Source organism: Methylobacillus sp. (assembly GCF_036844465.1).
Classification (GTDB): Bacteria; Pseudomonadota; Gammaproteobacteria; order Burkholderiales; family Methylophilaceae; genus Methylobacillus.
This window is the reverse complement of record NZ_DAIUFW010000003.1, coordinates 280,719-300,164: the sequence shown is the minus strand read 5'-3', so window position 1 is coordinate 300,164 and position 19,446 is coordinate 280,719. Positions and strand designations below refer to the sequence as shown.

Sequence of the window (19,446 nt, the reverse complement as noted above, 5' to 3'; positions counted from 1 at the left end):
ATAAGGAGCAAACATGACGCTTACGCAAGCGACGGCAGCAGCCGATTCACCTGATCTGGCGACAGATGTGCAGCAGTATGCCGGCCTGAAGTCGTCCGGCCTGTTGCAGGCGCTCATCAATACGGCCAAGGCGCTGCCTACCGTGCGCATGGGAGTGGTGCATCCCTGTGATGCGGTGAGCCTGGGTTCTGCGCTGGAGGCCAGGAAGCTGGGGCTGATCGACCCGGTGCTGATCGGGCCACAGGCGAGGATCGAGGCGGTGGCCACGAAAGAAGGGCTATCGCTGGATGGCATCGAGGTGATCGACATGCCGCACAGTCACGCGGCTGCGGCCAAGGGTGCGGCGCTGGCCGCTGCGGGCGAGGTGCAGGCGCTCATGAAGGGCAGCCTGCATACCGACGAGCTGATGTCCGCCATCTTGCCTTCTGCGGTGGGGCTGCGCACCAAGCGGCGGGTGTCGCATTGCTTCATCATGCAGGTGCCGACCTATCCGCGTCCCCTGATTATTACCGATGCCGCGATCAATATCGCGCCCGACCTGATGGTCAAGGCGGATATTGTGCAGAACGCCATTGACCTTGCGCGGGTGCTGGGCGTCAGTCAGCCCAAGGTGGCATTGCTGGCAGCGGTGGAAACCGTGTCGGCGCATATGCAGGCCACGCTGGATGCGGCGGTACTGTGCAAGATGGCCGATCGCGGGCAGATCAGCGGCGGCGTGCTGGACGGGCCATTGGCGTTCGATAATGCCATTTCACGCGCGGCAGCGGACATCAAGGGCATACGTTCCGAGGTGGCGGGCGAGGCGGATATCCTGGTAGCGCCCGACCTGGAAAGCGCCAATATGTTGGCCAAGCAGCTCGAATATCTGGGTAATGCCGCCAGCGCTGGCATTGTTCTGGGTGCAAAAGTACCCGTGGTGCTGACCAGCCGCGCCGACCCCGGCATCAGTCGTTTGGCTTCCTGTGCCGTGGCGGTGATACTTGCCTGCCATTACCGGGACAATCCGCCATGAAGCAGTTAGTGCTGGTGCTCAATTGCGGTTCTTCCAGTATCAAGTTCGGCCTGTTTGACATCGGCGCAGGCGAAATCGCGCGCAAGCCGCTATGGAACGGCAAGGTGGACGGCATACTCAGCGGCTCGCCCACCTATGGCGACAGCCTGACCAAGCCGCATGCGATCACGCTGGATACCGCCCATCCTTATGCTGCGGCCTTGCGGCAGATCGTGGCGATGACCAGGGAGCAGTTGCAGGATGGGCAATTGGCGGCGATTGCGCACCGCGTAGTGCATGGTGGCAGCCGTTATTTCACGCCCGTGCGCGTGAATGCGCGGGTGTTGGAGGACTTGCACAGTTATATTCCGCTGGCGCCGTTGCACCAGCCTTTTGCACTGGAAGCAATCGAACTGTTGCTGGAGATAGATGCGAGCCTGCCGCAGATCGCCTGTTTCGACACGGCCTTCCACCATACCCTGCCCGAGGTGGAGCAGGTGCTGCCCTTGCCTTATGCGGCCTTCGAGCGCGGCATCCGCCGTTATGGTTTTCACGGCTTATCCTATGAATATATGGCAGTGCATTTGCCGGAACTGGCAGGCGAGCGGGCCAAAGGCCGGGTGATCGTCGCGCATATGGGCAGCGGCGCCAGCCTGTGCGGCATGCAGAATCTGCAAAGCGTGGCTACCACCATGAGTTTTTCCGCGCTGGACGGCTTGATGATGGGCACCCGCTGCGGCGCGCTCGACCCTGGCGTGCTGTTACATATGATGGAGGTGGAGCATCTCACGCCTGCCAGGGTGGGTGCAATGCTGTATCACGAGTCGGGTTTGCTCGGCGTCTCCGGTATCGCTTCCGATCCGCGTGTCCTGCTGCAATGCGAGGCGGCAGAGCCGCGCGCACGATTGGCGCTGGCATTGTATGTCCGACGTATCGTACGGGAAATCGGCGCGATGGCAGCCGTGCTGGGTGGGCTGGATATGCTGGTGTTCACGGCCGGTATTGGCGAACACAATACGGATATCCGCGAACGCGTGGTTCAGGGGCTGGCGTTTCTGGGTGTGCAGCTTGATGCTGCCGCCAACCAGTCGCATGCCACGGTGATTTCATCGAAAGAAAGCGCCATTCCCGTGCTGGTTGCTCTGACTAATGAAGAGTGGATGGCTGCGCGTCATGCGCAGCGTGTGTTGCAGGCAGGTGGTCAATAAAGCCCTAATCCGGGCCGTGGTTGGCTTCCAGCGCCAGTTTCAGCCGCATCACGCCTTCATGGATTTCTTCCAGATCAAGATTGCCGAAACCGAGCCGGAAAGCGGCAGGTGCTGGCTGGTGAGTAGCAAAATTAGCTGCAGGTAGCAAACTCACCTTGTATTTTTCTGCCTGTTTAAGCAATAACTGCATTATTTTCTGCTTCTTGAGCAGAATCCAGAAGGCCAATCCGCCGATGGGTTGCCTGAATTCTACATGGTCGGCCAAGTGTTCCTGAATGAGTTGTTCCAGGTAGTGGCGGCGTTCGGAATAAATCTTGAAGGTCTTGCGGATATGGTGGCGTAATGTGCCGCTGTTGATCAATTCCGACACAGTTTGCTCGGTGACGGAGTTCCCCTGTCGGTCCATGAGCATGATTTCACGGCTACAGCGTTCCACGAGGCTGCTGGAGGCTACCAGGTAGCCGATGCGCAGCGCGGGCGCGAGCACCTTGGAAAGCGAGCCGACATAGATCACGCGTTTCTGCCTGTCGTTGCTGGCCAGCGGCAGGATTGGGTGGTGGGTGAAATGGAATTCGTGGTCGTAGTCATCCTCGATGATATGGAAATCATAGGTCTCGGCCAGCATCAATAGTTTCAGGCGCCGTTCCGCGGTCATGGTGACGGTGGTGGGGAACTGGTGGTGCGGCGTGACATAGAGCGCGCGTATGGGCGTGGTTTTGCATAATTGTTCCAGTTCATCCACTTTGAGGCCGTATTCATCCAGGCCAACGCTCAGTATCTGCGCGCCGCAGGACTGAAAGGCATCTCGCGCTGGAGGGTAGGTCAGGTCTTCGACTACTACATAGTCGCCTGGCTGCACCAGTACCCGCGCGGCGAGAAAAATCCCCATCTGGCTGCCGCGGACGATACATATATTATCCGGTGTGACATACAGGCCGCGTTCCATATTCAGCATGTTCGCCACCGAGCTGCGCAACGCGAACATGCCTCTGGGGTCGCCATAGGTCAGGCAATGGTTCTTTTCCGCGTGCAGCAGGCTATGACGGAAAGCTCGGGCGATGGTGCTGGCGGGAATCAGCCGTGTGTCCGGCATGCCGTCGCTGAAATAAATGACACCTGCTTGCATGGGGGTCCATGCTGATGGCTCCTCAGGGTTGGTGCTCTCGGTATGGGAGGCTGTGCGGGATGGTGCGGGATGAATAGGCGAGACAGGTAGATTGGGCGAGACGAAGGTTTTGCTGCGCATGGCGGAGGATAGCCAACCCTGAGCGATCAACTCGTCATAGGCCATGATGACGGTCTTGCGATTCACTTCCAGGTTGCTGGCAAGTTGGCGGGTGCTAGGCATGGGGGAAGAGGCCGTAAGCCTGCCCGCCTGGATTTCCTCAATGATCTTCTGCACGATCTGCATGAAGACCGGCAATCTGGACCCCGGCTCCAGCTCAAACTTGAAATCCCATAACCTGACCCGCTTTACCATGTCGTTTTCCCTATAGTTGCTATGACTTAATCATTTAATCGTTGGAATTATTAAATGTGATAATGCATGAAAAATTCATTCTGGACCATGCATTATAAATTTTCTGGCACTTCTTTGTTCCAGAAACAAATTATTACAATTGGTAACACTATGGTAATGATTTTTTAAAAACAAAATAAAAATATTGAGTTGTATTTACCAAAAAATACGTGGAGAAGCGAGGAAAAGCATGAATACGGTTTCTAATGATGTAGAGCTGGCTGATTGGCGCACCAAGGCGCTCAAGCTGGAGAGCGAAGTTGGCAAGATCATCGTCGGCCAGACCAAGGCCATTCGACTGATGACTACCGCGATTTTCGCGCGGGGGCATGTGCTGCTGGAAGGCGGCGTCGGCGTGGGGAAAACCACCTTGCTGCAATCCATCACGCGTGGCATTGGCGGGGCCTACGAGCGTATTGAGGGCACGGTGGACCTGATGCCCAATGACCTGATCTATCACACCTACCTCAATTCCGAAGGCCGTCCACAGATTGACGAGGGCCCGTTGCTGCGCGCCGGGGAGAACCTGTCGGTATTCTTCTTCAACGAAATCAACCGCGCGCGTCCGCAGGTGCATGCCTTGATGCTGCGCGTGATGGCCGAGCGCCACCTGCAGGCGTTCAAGAAGGATTACCGCCTGCCGCACATGGTAGTGTTCGCCGACCGCAACCAGGTGGAGAAGAACGAGACCTTTGAAATCCCTTCTGCCGCGCGCGACCGCTTCATGATGGAAATTCCCATCCATATCCCCGAGAGCCGCGAGCACCGGAAATCCCTGATGTTCGATACCAAGTTTCAACACGCCGAGACGTTGACGCAGCAGGTGCAGGATCATGTGCTGCAATTTGAGCAGCTCAACGATTTTTCCGACACCATCCAGCGCCATGTGCGTTCCAGCCATGTGCTGGAGGAATATGCGCTGGATTTGTGGGAGGCGACGCAGGAACCAGACAAGTTCGGCATCAAGCTAGAAGGCGTGGAGGTTTCCCGCCTGGTGCAGGCGGGCGCCAGTCCGCGCGGCATGGGCATGCTCATGAAGGCGGCCCGGGTCAATGCGTGGCTCAATGGACGCGATAGCCTGCTGCCCGAGGATATCCATGCTGTGTTCCACGAAGTCATCGCGCACCGCCTGGTGTTCAACCCGATGTACGACTCCAAGCGCACCGCGCTGGCGCGCGACCTGACCGCACAGATCATCCATACCGTCGCAGTTCCCGGCAAGCATTGACGCAGCGGGCTGGCCATGATTGCAATACCGGAACAGTTCTTTACCTACAGCATTCCCTGGAAATCGGACAACCACCACCTGGGCGACCATCCGGGCAACCAGCGCGGTGTCGGCTTCGAATACCGCGGCAATGTGCCGCTGGTGGATTATCCCGACCTGCGGCGCGTGGATATCAGCCGCAGCCTGCGCGATCCGTTCGACCAAATACAGGTGCGCCTGTTCAACCAGGAAAGCCCGACCCCGGTGTATATCCTGTGCGATATGTCCAGCTCCATGCAGTTCAAGGGGCACACCAGGAAGCTGGACCAGGCGGTGGAGATTGCCGCTTCCATCGGCGCCGCCGTAGCGCATGCCGGGGATGTCTATAGCTTCATCGGCTACCACGACAAGGTGGTGGAGGAAACATTGCTGCCGCTGGGCAACCGCTTGCCCGAACTGCTTGGGCAGTTATGCCTGGTGGAAGCCTGCGAGGACATGGGGCGCGGCAGCGATGGCGTGCTGGAGGCGCCGCAATACTTGGGACAGAAGAAGAGCCTGGTGTTCTGGCTATCGGATTTCCACATGCCGCTGGCGCATATCGAGCAGGTGCTGACTGCGATGTCCGCGCACCAGGTCGTTCCCGTGGTGCTCTGGGACGATTATGAAATCAGCAGGCTGCCCAGGCTGGGTTTCAGCAACATGATAGACCCGGAAACCGGCGTGAGCCGCACACTGTTCTTCACCTCGGCCCTGCGCCAGCAGGTGGAAGACAGCTATGTGGCGCGCAAGCAGGTGCTGCAGCAGCTCTTCCTCAAGTTCGATAGTCCACCGCTATATGTCACGGACGAATATCACCCTGACTTGATGACCCATTATTTCCAACAGTATTTGAGCATATGAACAAAATCATTCCACTCATGGCGTTGCTGGCGGCAATGCTGGCTGGCCCCCAAGCCGTTGCAGACACTGCCGCAACTGCCGCTACAACATCCGCAGCCGCACCGGAGGTTGCCGTCACCAATCCGCCGCGCTCCTATGGGGTGCAGATCGGCGACGTGCTGATGCGGCAAATCCGCTTTACCCTGCCTGACAACAGCAAATTGGTGAAAGGCAGCCTGCCCGCCAGGGGCAGCAGGCAGGACGGCATCGAGCTGGTCGGCGTGCAGGTGCAGCAGGATGGCAAGCAGGGGCAGCATGTCCTGCAATTGCAGTACCAGGTATTCGCAAGCAAGGATAGCCCGGCTGCCATGCAGTTGCCGGAACTGAGCCTGAGGTTCAGCGCCGCTGACGGCCAGGAGCAAACCCTGGAAGTCCCGGCATGGAAGTTCTGGTTCGCGCCGCTGGTCAGTGGCAACGCAGCACGGCTGGGCAAGGCGTTCGTCAACATGCAAAATCAGTTCCGTCCGCCGCTGGTGGATATCAGCGGCCTGCAACGCTGGCTGGCGGTATTCGCCGGGCTGATCGTCCTCGGCGCGCTGGCGCTGGTGTATATCAATGCCGAACGCAAGTGGCTGCCGTTCATGGGCGGCGCGTTTGCCCAGGCGCACCGCCGCATCAAGCGCCTCAAGCCGTCGTCGCCGTCGGCCACCCAGGAAGCGTTCTACCATATGCATACCGCGTTCAACACCTGGTATGGCGGCAACTGCTTTGTGCAGGATATCGACCGCTTCGTGCAGAAATACCCAAGTTTTGGCAGGTCGCGCGCGGAAATCGACCGCTTCTTCACCAGCTCCAATGAGCAACTGTTCTTCGAGCTGGATCGGGATGCGGCAGAAGTGCTGGCGGAACTGAAGCGACTCAGCAAGCAATTCCGCCACTGCGAGCGAGGTGTGGCGTGAGTTTCCAATATCCCTGGCTGCTGATACTGTTGCCGTTGTGCTTCGTCCCGTTCTGGCTCAAGGGGCGGCAGGGCACCTTGTATTCATGGGTGACGATACTGCCGCAGGACCGCGTGTCGCGGCTCATGGATTATGGCCTCAAGACTATCATGACGCTGTTGCTGCTTTCCATCCTGCTGGCGCTGGCGCATCCGCATGGCCCGGAAAAGGTGGTGCAGCGCGTGGGCAAGGGTGCGCAGATCGCGATGGTGATCGACCGCAGCGTGAGCATGGACCATCCTTTCGCCGGGGACGTGACTTCCGGCAGCGCGGGAGAGATCAAGTCCACGGCGGCGCGGCGCTTGATTACCAAGTTCATCGACTCCCGCCCGGACGACATGATGGGCGTGGTGGGCTTCTCCAACTCCGCGCTCTATGGTGTCAAGATCACCACCAGCCGCGATGCGATCCATGCTGCCATCAACGCGGCAACCAGCCCTTCAATCAACCAGACCAATATCGGCGCCGGGCTGACCAAGGGCGCGACATTGTTCGACAATATCGAGAGCACGGGCTCGCGCGCCATCATCCTGTTGTCCGACGGAGCAGGGAAGTTAAGTCCTCGCGTCAAGGCTACCTTGCAGGCAACCTTGAAGAAAAACAATCTGGCCTTGTACTGGATCGTGCTGCGTCAGCCTGACGACGTGAGCATCTTCTCCAAGAACCAATACGATGAGGACAGGGTGCCGACCGCAATCGCGCTGGACAGGTACTTCAAGTCGCTGAATATCAAGTACCAGGCCTATGAGGCGGATAACCCCGATACCCTGCAATCCGCGATACAGGATATCGGCAACCGCGAAAACAAGACGATTCAATACCCCATTACCATTCCAGGCCGCAATTTCTCGCAGGATTTTGCCGTGCTGGCGCTGGCATTGGGATGCGTGGTATTGCTGCTTAAGAATCTGAGGATTTATTCATGGAAAAACACTTGAAAATCAAGAACGCCGTGGCAGGTGTGGTACTGGCCGTCGGCCTCATGGGGGTGGGCATTACCCTGTACCAGATCCGCCAGGCGGAACAGGTCAACCATGCCCTACGCACCGGCGGGGAAATCGGCGGCGAGGACTATCCCTTGCAGCACAAGTTCGCCGAAGCCTATTTTCAGGGCGAAGCGAAGAACTATAAGCATGCGGCGCAGAATTACGGCCAATTGCTGGAAAAATTGGACAAAGTGGGCAATATCAGCCCGGAACTGCGCGCGCAGGTATATTTCAATATCGGCAACAACCTGTTCCGTTCGGGGCTGATCCGCATGGTGGGCGAAGACGGCAGCCTGCAGGATGAGGCCAAATATGCCTACGCGCAGGCGGTTGTCGCTTACGAGCAGGCATTGAAACAGAATCCTGCGCAGTCCGAAGCCAAGTTCAACCTCAGCCTGCTGCATGCCGTGATTCCCGCCAATATGCAGATCGGCAAGCGCGAGCAGACCGGGATGGAGTTGAGCAACCTGCCGATAGGATTGCCATGAAACCGTTGCTGATACTGCATCGCGCCCTCGCATGGGGCCGTCAACATTATGAAAACGTGCTGATCGCGCTGGCATTGCTGTTGTTGCTGGCTTCCTTGGTCAAGCCGCAGATGATGCTGAAGCAAGAGGTACACAACTTTCTGCTGCTTGCGGACGTGTCGCAAAGCATGAATGCCCAGGACGTGAAGCTGAACAACAAGGAAGTCAGCCGCATGGCCTACACCCAGCAGTTGATGAAGCGGGTGGTGGAAACGTCGAAATGCGGCACCTATATCAGCGTGGGCGTATATGCGGCAGAAAACGTCGCTTTACTGCTGACACCGTTGGAAGTCTGCGCCAATTACGACGAGATAATGGATACCATCTCGCAATTGGAGTGGCGTATGGCCTGGAGTGGCAACAGCCGGATCAGCTTTGGGGTGAAAGCGGCAGAAAGTGTGCTGGATTACCTGGATGCGCCTGCCAGGATGCTGTTTTTCACCGATGGCGACGAGGCGCCCAAGGCGAATGCCATCAATAAGCTGGATTTGACCGATGTGCGCGTTGGTAGCCGCACAGTATTTGTTGGCGTGGGGGGCAAGGAGGCAGTGGGTATTCCGCGCTATAACGCCAACAACAAATGGGTAGGCTTCTGGAGCATGGATTCCAAGGCAGAGGAAGGCGGAGGCGGCGGTAACTACGCCGATGCCAGCAAGGATGATCCTGATCCCGAAGTGGCTTCTGCGGAGTGGGATCGCTACCTTTCCATGCTGGACGAGGAATATCTGATCGCTCTGGCGGAAGAAATCAAGGCGCAATACATAGAAGGCACGGACAGCAAGGAGTTCCTGGACTTTGTTCAGAAACAGAAACCGGCTGCAAAAATTGTGACTATCTATTCTCTGACCTGGATTTATTACAGCCTGGCGTTTCTCTGCGTGCTGGGCATTTACCTGCCCAATCTGCGCGCGGGCAAGGGAAGGTTGAAGTTAAGCTAGCTGCCAGACGATAACAATGGGCTATGTGCCCGGTGCTGAATGTACTGACAATCCGCCAAGCACATTACAAGCAAACCCTGCCAGTCTGAGGGTTTGCTTTTTTTTTTGTGCGCCCGTCATCAGCAGCAATGTAAGGATTTGTAAGGGAGGCTATGTCAAGGGCAGTGGTATGTAGAGTTGTGTAAATTCATTTGCGACAAGCCGGGCGGGCCAATAATATTATGCCCAGGATAGCAGCCTGGGCGAATGTTTTCGGGGTTTTCAGGCCGCTTTCATTGTTCAATTCATCCTTCTGAGTTCCTATGTCCAGTCCATTATCGAAAGCTCTGCGTCCCTGGTTTATCCTGATTATTATTCTGGCAGCGGTGGTGTATGCGCTATGGAAATACCTGCCGCTCTCGTCTTCCGATAACCAGGGACCTTCCGGCATGCGGCAGGGCATGCCGCCCGGTGGTCCGGGTGGATCTGGGCCTGGTATGCGTCCCGGCGGCGGACCGGGTGGCCCCGGCATGGGAATGGGTCCGCGCGGCAGGTTTGGTGAAAGCATGCTGGTGAAAGTGGGGACGGTAGCGGAGGCTCCGCTTTCCGTGCAGTTGGAGGCCGTAGGCACGGTGACTTCGCTCAATACCGTTAATGTGACGGCACGCGTGGAAGGGCAACTGAGCAAGATACTGTTCACGGAGGGTCAGGAGGTCAAGCAGGGCGATGTGCTGGCGGAAGTGGATGCCCGTCCGTATGAAGCAGCGCTTAGGCAATCTGAGGGCGTGGTGAGCCAGTACCGCGCTCAGCTCAAGAACGCCGAGATCGATTTGGCGCGCTATCAGGAGCTGCGTGACGAGGACTCCATCGCCATTCAGACGCTGGATACGCAGGCGGCATTGGTGCGCCAGTACCAGGGCAACCTGGAAAATGCGCTGGGCCAGCTTGAGGCTGCCAAGCTCAACCTGGAATTCACCAAGGTGCGTGCGCCCATCAGCGGGCGGGTCGGCCTGCGGCAGGTTGATGTGGGCAACCAGGTATCGGTGGGCGCAACGACTCCCATCACGGTATTGACGCAGACGCGCCCGATCAGCGTGGTATTCAGCCTGCCGGAACAACAGCTTTCTACCGTGCGCGACCAGCTCAAGCGCAACCCGGCCAAGCTGGTGGTGGAAGCGTTGGACCGCCAGCGCCAGGTGCGCCTGGCGACCGGTAAGGTGGCAAGCATAGACAACCAGATTGATGTGACCACGGGTACGTTCAAGCTGCGCGCGCGTTTCGACAATGCTGATGATGGCTTGTACCCCAACCAGTTCGTCAATGTGAGACTGCATGCAGCGGACCGCGGCAAGGCGCTGCTGATCCCGAGCGGCGCTTTGCAGCGCGACGACCAGGGAACCTATGTCTATACCATCAATACAGAAAAGGTCGTGGCCAAGCAGCGCGTCACAGTGGGTATCAGCCAGGCGGAGCAGGTGGAAATCCGCGAGGGCCTGAGCGCCGGGCAGCGCATCGTGATTGACGGTGTGGATCGCTTGTCGGACGGCATGACCGTGCGCGTCGCGGGCGAGGACGACGTAGCGATGGCCGACAATCCGCAAGCAGGGGAGTCGCGTAAGCATGAACGCGGTACCTGGCGCCGCGAGCACCAGGGGCAGGCCCAAGGTGAAAATCCGAATGCAGGAACTGGTGAGCGCCAAGGCCAGCAAGGCGCAGCTTCTGGCGAGCGCCAAGGCGCAGGCCCGGGTGAGCGGCCATGGCAGGGCCGTGGCGAGCAGGCCGGACAGGGTAGAGGTCCGCGTTCATGAATCCATCCCGGATCTTCATTGAAAGGCCGGTAGCAACCACCCTGCTGATGCTGGCCTTGCTGATTTCGGGGCTGCTGGCCTACCGCCTGTTGCCGGTGGCTTCATTGCCCGAAGTGGAGTACCCGACGATACAGGTCAAGACCCTGTATCCAGGCGCCAGCCCCGAGATCATCAATTCCATGATTACTGCCCCGCTGGAAAGCCAGCTCGGCAGGATCGCGGGGTTGGATGAAATGTCGTCCAGCAGCGCTGGTGGCGCTTCAGTCGTGACCTTGCGTTTCAACCTGGACACCAGTCTGGGCATTGCGGAACAGGGCGTACAGGCGGCGATCAACACCGCTTCCAATCTTTTGCCCAATGACTTACCCAGCCAGCCGGTTTACAGCAAGGTGAATCCTGCCGATGTGCCCATCATCACTTTGGCGGTGACTTCGGACGCCTTGTCCCTGCCCAAGGTGCAGGATTTGGTGGATACGCGGCTTGCGCAGAAAATCGCCCAGATTCCGGGCGTCGGCATGGTCAGCCTCAGTGGTGGACAGCGTCCGGCGGTACGCGTCAGCGCGAATTCCACGGCACTGGCTTCCTACGGTTTGAGCCTGGAAAGTATACGTACCGTTATTGCCAATAATAATCTCAATGGCTCCAAGGGTAGCTTCAATGGCGCTACGCGCTCCACTACCATAGACGCCAACGACCAGATGCGTAGCGCGCAGGAATACCAGGACCTGATCCTGAGCTACCAGAATGGCGCGCCGGTGCGCCTCAAAGATGTGGCACAGGCCTATGATGGAGCGGAAAATGAATATCTCGCGGCCTGGGCGGATGACCGGCCGGCCGTGATTGTCAATATCCAGCGCCAGCCGGGTGCGAACGTGATTGAGGTAGTTCAGCGCATCCGTAGCCTGTTGCCTGACCTGGAGGAAAGCCTGCCGGAAAATGTGCAGGTTTCCGTCCTCAGTGATCGCAGCCAGACCATCCATGCCTCGGTCAAGGATACCCAGTTCGAACTGCTGCTGGCGATCGGACTAGTAGTGCTGGTGACCTTCCTGTTCCTGCAGGATGGCCGCGCCACCCTGATTCCTTCAATCGCCGTTCCCTTGTCGCTGATAGGCACCTTCGGCGTCATGTACCTAGCGGGATTCTCCATCAATAACCTGACCCTGATGGCATTGACGATCGCCACGGGTTTTGTGATCGACGATGCCATCGTCATGCTGGAGAACATCGAGCGCTATATCGAGCAAGGCGATTCTCCATTGCAGGCAGCTCTGAAAGGCTCTAAGCAGATCAGCTTCACGATTATCTCGCTCACGATTTCACTGGTGGCGGTGCTGATCCCGCTGTTGTTCATGAGCGATATCGCCGGGCGGCTGTTCCGCGAGTTTGCGCTGACCCTGGCGATTGCCATCCTGGTGTCCATGCTGATCTCGCTCACCTTGACGCCCATGTTGTGCGCCCTATGGCTCAAGCATGTGCCGCAGGGCGAAAAAAGCCGGTTCTCCCGCGCGGGCGCGCGCATGATGCAGGGGTTGATCGACCATTATGCCCATGCACTGAAATGGGTACTGGGACATCAGGGCGTGACCCTGGTGATCGCCTTGTTTACCCTGCTGGTCACGGCCTGGTTCTACCTGTTTCTGCCCAAGGGCTTTTTCCCGATCCAGGATACCGGCCTGATCCAGGGCATCAGCGAGGCACCGCAATCGGTGTCGTTTGCCGCCATGGCCAAAAAGCAGGAAACCCTGGCGCGCATCATCAAGCGCGACCCGGCGGTGGAAAGTGTTTCGTCCTATATCGGCGTCGATGGCACCAATGAGGCGCTCAATACCGGTCGCCTATTGATCAATCTCAAGCCGCATGCCGAGCGCGATGTGACTGCGAGCGAGGTAATCGTGCGGTTGAAAGAGGCAACCGCACGCATGCCGGATTTCAAGCTTTATCTCCAGCCGGTACAGGACCTGACTATCGAGGACAAAACCAGCCGTACCCAGTACCGCTATCTGCTGACCGACCCGGACATCACCGTGCTGCAATCCGCGATGCCGCGCGTGCTGGAAAAGCTGCGACAGTTGCCACAAATTACCGATGTCGCCAGCGACCTGCAGGATCAGGGCCTGCAGACCTATTTGGTGATAGACCGCGATAACGCCGCGCGGCTGGGCGTGACTGTTTCCGCCATCAATGCCGCGCTCTACAACGCCTTCGGCCAGCGGTTGATTTCCACGATCTATACCCAGGCCAGCCAATATCGCGTCGTCATGGAAGTGCCACCAAATTTCCGCAGTGGGCCGGACGCGCTGGATAGCCTGTACGTGCCGGGCAGCAGCGTGGACAGCAACGGCAATACTATAGCCACGCAGATTCCGCTGACTTCGCTGGTGCGCGTGGAAGAGCGCAATACCCTGCTCACTATCAACCACCTCGACCAATTCCCTGCAGCGACAGTATCGTTCAACCTGGCGGACAATGTTGCACTGGGCGATGCGGTGGCGGCGATCCGCACCGCTGTGACCGAACTGGAATTGCCGGGCAGCATACAGACGCGCTTCCAGGGTGCGGCGCTGGCGTTCGAGGCTTCCTTGTCCAATACCCTGCTGCTGGTGCTGGCGGCGCTGCTGTGTATGTATATCGTGCTTGGAATACTGTACGAGAGCTTCATCCATCCGGTGACTATTCTTTCCACGCTGCCGTCGGCCACCGTGGGCGCGATGCTGGCGTTGTGGATTTATGGTCATGAAATCGGCATGGTTGCCATCATCGGTATCATCCTACTGATCGGCATTGTTAAGAAGAACGCCATCATGATGATCGACTTTGCGCTGGCTGCTGAACGCGAGCAGGGAATGAAGCCGGTAGATGCGATCTACCAGGCGTGTTTGCTACGCTTCCGGCCCATTCTCATGACCACCATGGCGGCGTTGTTTGGTGCTTTGCCGCTGATGTTCGCTACCGGCGCCGGGGCCGAGTTGCGCCAGCCACTGGGAATTACCATGGTCGGCGGCCTGTTGCTTTCGCAATTGCTGACGATTTTCACCACGCCTGTCATCTACCTAATGTTCGACCAACTGGCGCATTACCGTAACAAGGTGGGAAAACGCAGCGATAACGGGCGTGAGGAGTTGGTGTGATGCAGGCAGGAGTAAAGCCATGAAGCGTCGTTTGACCTGGTCGCGGCTCAAGTCTGACGAGCGTGGGATATCTTCGCTGTTCATTCTACGTCCCGTCATGACCTGGCTGTTGACGCTGGCGATGTTATTCGCCGGTTGGCTGGCGTTCGGCCTGTTGCCGGTAGCGCCCCTGCCGCAGGTGGACTTTCCCACCATTCAGGTAAGTGCCTCACTCGCCGGGGCCAGCCCTGAAACCATGGCGTCGTCTGTGGCGACGCCGTTGGAGCGCAGTCTGGGGCGCATCTCCGGTATTAGCGAGATGACCTCTTCCAGTTCACAGGGCAACACCTCGATCACCCTGCAATTTGACCTGGACAAGGATATTAATGTGGCGGCGCGCGAAGTGCAGGCCGCCATCAATGCCGCTGCCAGCATGCTGCCTAGCGGCATGGTCAGTCGTCCCAGCTATCGCAAGCTGAACCCTTCGGACATGCCGAGCATGGTGCTGACCATGACCTCGAAAACCAAGAGCATGGGCGAGTTGTACGACCTGGCTTCCAACCTGGTGTCGCGCAAGATTTCCCAGGTGCAAGGCGTGAGCCAGGTCACGGTGGCGGGCAGCGCATTGCCTGCGGTGCGGGTGGATATCAACCCGGATGCGCTGGTGCAGCAGGGACTGGCGCTGGACGACGTGCGTAACGTGATCAGCGCGGCCAACGGCAACGGCCCCAAGGGTTATTTGCAGAATGACGAATATAGCTGGCAGGTGGATGCGAACGACCGCCTGCTGCGCGCGAAGGATTACCGTTCGCTGATCATCACCAACAATAAGGGTGCGCTGACTAGGCTTAGTGATGTCGCCAATGTCTATGATTCGGTGGAAGACATCCGTAATGTGGGTTTCCATAACAACCAGCGCGCGATTCTCCTGATGGTAAGCCGCGAATCCGGTGCCAATATCATCGAGATGATAGACCGTATCCGGCTTGAACTGCCCAGCATACAAAGCAGCCTGGGAGAAGAAATCAAGCTGACCGTGGTGGAGGACCGCAGTCCGAATATCCGCGGCTCGCTGCACGAGGCGGAAATGACATTGGTGATCGCGGTGGCGCTGGTGATCCTCGTGGTGTTCCTGTTTCTGAAAAATGGCCGGGCGACCCTGATTCCCGCCCTGGCCGTCCCGGTATCGTTGATCACCACCTTTGCCGCCATGTACCTGTGCGACTATTCCCTCAATAACCTGACCTTGATGGCGCTGATCATCTGCACCGGTTTTGTGGTGGATGACGCCATTGTGGTGGTGGAGCACATCAGCAAGCGCATCGAGCATGGCGAGCCGCCGTTGAAAGCAGCGTTGCGTGGAGCGCGGGAAGTCGGTTTCACAGTGGTGTCCATGAGTATTTCGCTGGTGGCGGTGTTCATCCCCTTGCTGTTCATGGGCGATATTACTGGACGCTTGTTTCGCGAATTTGCCGTTACCCTGTCGGTTGCTATCCTGATCTCGTTATTTGTCTCGTTGACGCTGACACCCATGCTGTGCGCCTATTTGCTCCGGCGCAAGGATGCGGCCTCAATGGAAGGGCATGCGGATAACCAGCTGAAAAGAGGATTCTTCCAGCGTGTCCAGCACGGGTACGCCAAGAGCCTGGCCTGGACGCTTGATCATTCCGGCCTGATGCTGGTCGTGCTGTTGTTTACGATCGCGGTCAACGTCTATCTCTATATCGCTATTCCCAAGGGCATGTTTCCGGATCAGGATACCGGCCGCCTGTTCGGCAATGCGCGGGCGGACCAGGGAGTATCGTTCAATGAGTTGCAGAGCAAACTGGAGGCATTCCGCAGCATACTGCTGACTGATCCAGCAGTGGATCAGGTCATGGGAATGTCGGGCGGGGGCCGAGGGCCAGGGGCCGCGAGCAACTCAGGCATGTTTATTATCATTCTCAAAGATATCCGCGAGCGCGAACCGGCAGAGGCCGTGATTGCGCGGCTGCGGCCCAAGCTGGCGCAGGTGCCGGGCGCATCCATGTTTCTTGTCAATATGCAGGATCTGCGTATCGGCGGCCGCTCCAGCGATTCCAGCTACCAGATGACCCTGAAGAGCGATGACGTCAAGGATTTACGCGCCTGGGAAAACCAAGTGTTGTCCGTCTTGCAGACTGTGCCCGAAATCACTGATGTCAGTGGCGGCGGCCGCAGTAGTACCGTGCAGGCTTATCTCAGGATAGACCGCGAGGCGGCACGGCGGCTGGGCATTGATGTGAACATGGTCATCGCGCTGCTGAATAACTCCTATGCCCAGCGGCAGATTTCCACGATCTACGAGGAGCAAAACCAGTACCGCGTGGTGATGGGCGTGGCAGACCAGTACATGCAAAGCCCGGATATATTGTCCAGCCTCTATGTGGTGACTGGCAGCGGGGCGCGGGTGCCGCTTTCCAACCTTGTGACACTGGGCTATAACTCGGCTCCGGCTGCGGTCAGGCATGAAGGGCAGTTTGCCTCCAATACTTATTCCTTCAACCTGCCGGAAGGCGGCAACCTCGAGGTTGCCAAGCAAGCGGTCAGGCAAGCGCTGGCAACGCTCAATATGCCGCTCAACGTGCAGGCGACTTTCTCTGGCACTGCGAGCGCGCAGGGGAAAGTCCTCAAGCAGATGCCCTGGCTGATCCTGGCGGCGCTGGTGGCGGTGTATATCGTGCTGGGCATGCTGTATGAAAGCTACGTACATCCGCTGACTATTCTATCCACTCTGCCTTCCGCCGGGGTGGGGGCCTTGCTGGCGCTGATCCTGTTCGATACGCCGCTGACGCTGATTGCCCTGATTGGCATCATCCTGCTGATCGGCATCGTGAAGAAGAACGCCATCCTCATGATCGACTTTGCGCTGATGGCGGAACGCGAGCGGGGCCTGTCGTCGCGCGCTGCGATTCTGGAAGCGTGCCAGCAGCGCTTGCGTCCTATCCTCATGACGACCATGGCGGCCCTGCTGGGCGCCTTGCCGCTGATCTTCGGCACGGATGGCGACGCGCCGCTGCGCCGTCCGCTGGGGATCGCCATTGTCGGCGGCCTACTGCTCAGCCAGCTATTGACGCTTTACACCACGCCTGTGGTTTACCTTTATCTTGACCGTTTGCGCCTCTGGGTTCTCGGGCGGCGCAAGCCTCACGCTGTAATGTTGGAGAAAATGGAATGAACGTATCTGCCAAGCTCGGCGCCATCAGCTTGTCGCTTCTGTTGTCCGCCTGCATGGTGGGGCCGGATTACCGGCGCCCTGAGATGACAACACCTGCCGCGTTCAAGCATGTAGAGGGTTGGAGTTTCGCCGCACCTGCGGACGATGCGCCCAAGGGAGAGTGGTGGGAGCGGTATGGTGATATGGAGCTGAACCAGTTGGTGGACAGGCTCAACCAGGGCAACCAGACTGTGGCGCAATATGAAGCGCAATACCGCCAGGCTTTTGCCCTGGCCCAGAGTTCGCGCGGTGCCTTGTGGCCCCAGCTGAATGCCACTGCAGGCAAGACACGCGCCGGACAGGGAACGGGTAGTTCGACTTCCAGCCAGGCGGTGCAGACCAGCGGCATACGTACCACTTACACTGCGACCCTGAATGCTAGTTGGGAACTGGATATCTGGGGCCGCCTGCGCCGCACGCTGGAAGCCAACCAGGCCAGTGCCGATGCCAGTGCGGCGACCCTCGCTGCTATGCGGCTCAGCATGCAATCTGAACTGGTGCAGAATTACCTGCAAATCCGCGTGATGGACCAGCAAAAGCGCTTGCTCAGTGAAACGGTGGATACCTATAAACGCGTGATACAACTAACGGAAAGTCAGTACAAACGAGGCATCGTTGCCAGCGCCGACGTCGCGGCGGCGACTACCCAACTCAAGAATGCCCAGGCCGAGCTGGTGGATCTGGTCTGGCAGCGTGCCCAGCTGGAGAACGCCATTGCCGTATTGATTGGCGAAGCGCCCGCCAATTTCAGCCTGGCGGAAAGCGAGGCAGTGCCGCAACTGCCGGAGATTCCTTCCGCCGTGCCCAGCCAGCTGCTGGAGCGCAGGCCGGATGTGGCTGCGGCAGAGCGTTCCGTCATGTCTGCCAACGCCAATATCGGCGTCGCCAAGTCAGCTTATTATCCCAGCCTGACCCTGTCGGCGAGCGGCGGTTACCGCAGCAGTACTTTCAATGATTGGCTGACGCTGCCCAACCGTTACTGGTCGGTCGGGCCGCAACTGGCGATGACCTTGTTCAACGGCTGGCAGACCAAATACAACGTCATGCAGTCCGAAGCCAGCTATGACGCCTCTGTGGCTGCCTACCGCCAGACCGTGCTGACCGCTTTCCGCGAGGTGGAGGACTACCTGGTGGCCTTGCATACGCTGGGTGAAGAATCCGTATTGCGGACGGAAGCTACGGAAGCCGCCAAGAAATCGCTCAGGCAATATACCAACCAATATCGCGTGGGTTTAATCAGTTTTCTCGATGTCGTCACGGCCCAGACTACCGCGCTCAATACCGAGCGCACCCTGCTCACCTTGCAGCAAAGCCGTCTGATCAATAGCGTACAATTGATTGCTGCCTTGGGCGGCGGCTGGGAAGGTATGTCGGTACAGGATTGAGCGCCTGGACCGCATGTCTGCCTCAGCTTGCTGTCTGGAGATGAGGAAAGGAGCAGGCCCATGGCACACATACATCCCATCAATCCATCCCTGGGTAAGCTGGTGGCGGAAATACGGCAATGCAGGCTATGCGAGCCTTACCTTCCGCTTGGCCCCAGGCCGGTGCTGCAAGCTGGCGCTACCGCCCGTATTCTCATTGCATCGCAGGCGCCGGGACGCAAGGTGCATGCCTCGGGGCGGCCTTTCACCGATGCCAGCGGCGACAGGTTGCGGGCCTGGCTGGGTATGCCACCAGAAGTGTTTTATGACGAAAGCCGCGTTGCCATCATCCCCATGGCATTTTGCTATCCCGGTACTGGCCGTGCGGGAGACCTGCCGCCCAGGCCGGAATGCGCGGCTGCCTGGCGCGCGCAATTGCTGGAGCGATTGCCGCAGCTGGAGCTGACGCTGGTCATTGGGCAATACGCCATGGCATATCATTTGCCTGATGGCGGCACATCGGTTACCGAAACCGTGCGCAATTGGCGGCAATATTGGCCTCACACCGTGCCTTTGCCGCATCCCAGCCCACGTAACAATCTGTGGCTGCGCCGCAACCCGTGGTTCGAAGCAGAACTCATCCCGCAACTTCAGCAGCGCGTCCATGCCGTTCTGCAACAGGGTTAGACGCTTCTGACAG

Annotated in this window: 14 protein-coding genes; 13 read left to right on the top strand and 1 reads right to left on the bottom strand. The window is 58.4% G+C overall.

All coding sequences use genetic code 11. The features are described from left to right. Positions 1 to 13 precede the first annotated feature (13 nt). Entirely contained in the window at positions 14 to 1,012 is a 999-nt protein-coding gene (locus V7Z75_RS05785; protein ID WP_334107673.1) for a bifunctional enoyl-CoA hydratase/phosphate acetyltransferase, read from the top strand. Further along, positions 1,009 to 2,199: an acetate/propionate family kinase gene (locus V7Z75_RS05780; protein WP_334107672.1), complete on the top strand. Its 1,191-nt coding sequence runs from the start codon at positions 1,009 to 1,011 to the stop codon at positions 2,197 to 2,199. The genes V7Z75_RS05785 and V7Z75_RS05780 overlap by 4 nt, the downstream gene beginning before the upstream one ends. 4 nt (positions 2,200 to 2,203) lie before the next feature. Here V7Z75_RS05780 and pdxR read toward each other — a convergent pair whose 3' ends face one another. After that, complete coding sequence (gene pdxR / locus V7Z75_RS05775; RefSeq protein ID WP_334107671.1) at positions 2,204 to 3,679, bottom strand: MocR-like pyridoxine biosynthesis transcription factor PdxR; 1,476 nt, start codon at positions 3,677 to 3,679, stop codon at positions 2,204 to 2,206. Positions 3,680 to 3,908: 229 nt separating this feature from the next. Here pdxR and V7Z75_RS05770 point away from each other — a divergent pair, with 229 nt between their 5' ends. From V7Z75_RS05770 to V7Z75_RS05720, 11 genes are all read left to right on the top strand, one after another. Next, on the top strand, positions 3,909 to 4,946 hold the full coding sequence (locus tag V7Z75_RS05770; RefSeq protein WP_334107670.1) for an AAA family ATPase: 1,038 nt from the start codon (positions 3,909 to 3,911) through the stop codon (positions 4,944 to 4,946). Positions 4,947 to 4,961: 15 nt separating this feature from the next. Next, a complete protein-coding gene (locus V7Z75_RS05765) occupies positions 4,962 to 5,825 on the top strand; it encodes a DUF58 domain-containing protein (RefSeq protein ID WP_334107669.1) in 864 nt (287 codons plus the stop codon). Continuing rightward, on the top strand, positions 5,822 to 6,763 hold the full coding sequence (locus tag V7Z75_RS05760; protein WP_334107668.1) for a hypothetical protein: 942 nt from the start codon (positions 5,822 to 5,824) through the stop codon (positions 6,761 to 6,763). The genes V7Z75_RS05765 and V7Z75_RS05760 overlap by 4 nt, the downstream gene beginning before the upstream one ends. Then, the gene (locus tag V7Z75_RS05755; protein ID WP_334107667.1) at positions 6,760 to 7,740 is read left to right on the top strand and encodes a vWA domain-containing protein; all 981 of its coding nucleotides are present in this window, start codon (positions 6,760 to 6,762) and stop codon (positions 7,738 to 7,740) included. The genes V7Z75_RS05760 and V7Z75_RS05755 overlap by 4 nt, the downstream gene beginning before the upstream one ends. Beyond that, a complete protein-coding gene (locus V7Z75_RS05750) occupies positions 7,725 to 8,276 on the top strand; it encodes a hypothetical protein (protein ID WP_334107666.1) in 552 nt (183 codons plus the stop codon). The genes V7Z75_RS05755 and V7Z75_RS05750 overlap by 16 nt, the downstream gene beginning before the upstream one ends. Continuing rightward, complete coding sequence (locus V7Z75_RS05745; protein ID WP_334107665.1) at positions 8,273 to 9,253, top strand: vWA domain-containing protein; 981 nt, start codon at positions 8,273 to 8,275, stop codon at positions 9,251 to 9,253. The genes V7Z75_RS05750 and V7Z75_RS05745 overlap by 4 nt, the downstream gene beginning before the upstream one ends. A 302-nt stretch (positions 9,254 to 9,555) precedes the next feature. Further along, on the top strand, positions 9,556 to 11,040 hold the full coding sequence (locus tag V7Z75_RS05740) for an efflux RND transporter periplasmic adaptor subunit (protein WP_334107664.1): 1,485 nt from the start codon (positions 9,556 to 9,558) through the stop codon (positions 11,038 to 11,040). Next, positions 11,037 to 14,168, top strand: a complete 3,132-nt coding sequence (locus tag V7Z75_RS05735) for an MdtB/MuxB family multidrug efflux RND transporter permease subunit (protein WP_334107663.1) — start codon at positions 11,037 to 11,039, stop codon at positions 14,166 to 14,168. Before V7Z75_RS05740 ends, V7Z75_RS05735 begins: the two co-directional genes overlap by 4 nt. 19 nt (positions 14,169 to 14,187) lie before the next feature. Next, positions 14,188 to 17,343: a multidrug efflux RND transporter permease subunit gene (locus V7Z75_RS05730; protein ID WP_334107662.1), complete on the top strand. Its 3,156-nt coding sequence runs from the start codon at positions 14,188 to 14,190 to the stop codon at positions 17,341 to 17,343. Then, positions 17,340 to 18,767 (top strand): efflux transporter outer membrane subunit, encoded by a 1,428-nt coding sequence (locus V7Z75_RS05725; protein WP_334107661.1) that lies wholly within the window; start codon positions 17,340 to 17,342, stop codon positions 18,765 to 18,767. The genes V7Z75_RS05730 and V7Z75_RS05725 overlap by 4 nt, the downstream gene beginning before the upstream one ends. A gap of 60 nt (positions 18,768 to 18,827) precedes the next feature. After that, positions 18,828 to 19,433: a uracil-DNA glycosylase family protein gene (locus tag V7Z75_RS05720; RefSeq protein ID WP_334107660.1), complete on the top strand. Its 606-nt coding sequence runs from the start codon at positions 18,828 to 18,830 to the stop codon at positions 19,431 to 19,433. Positions 19,434 to 19,446: the final 13 nt, after the last annotated feature.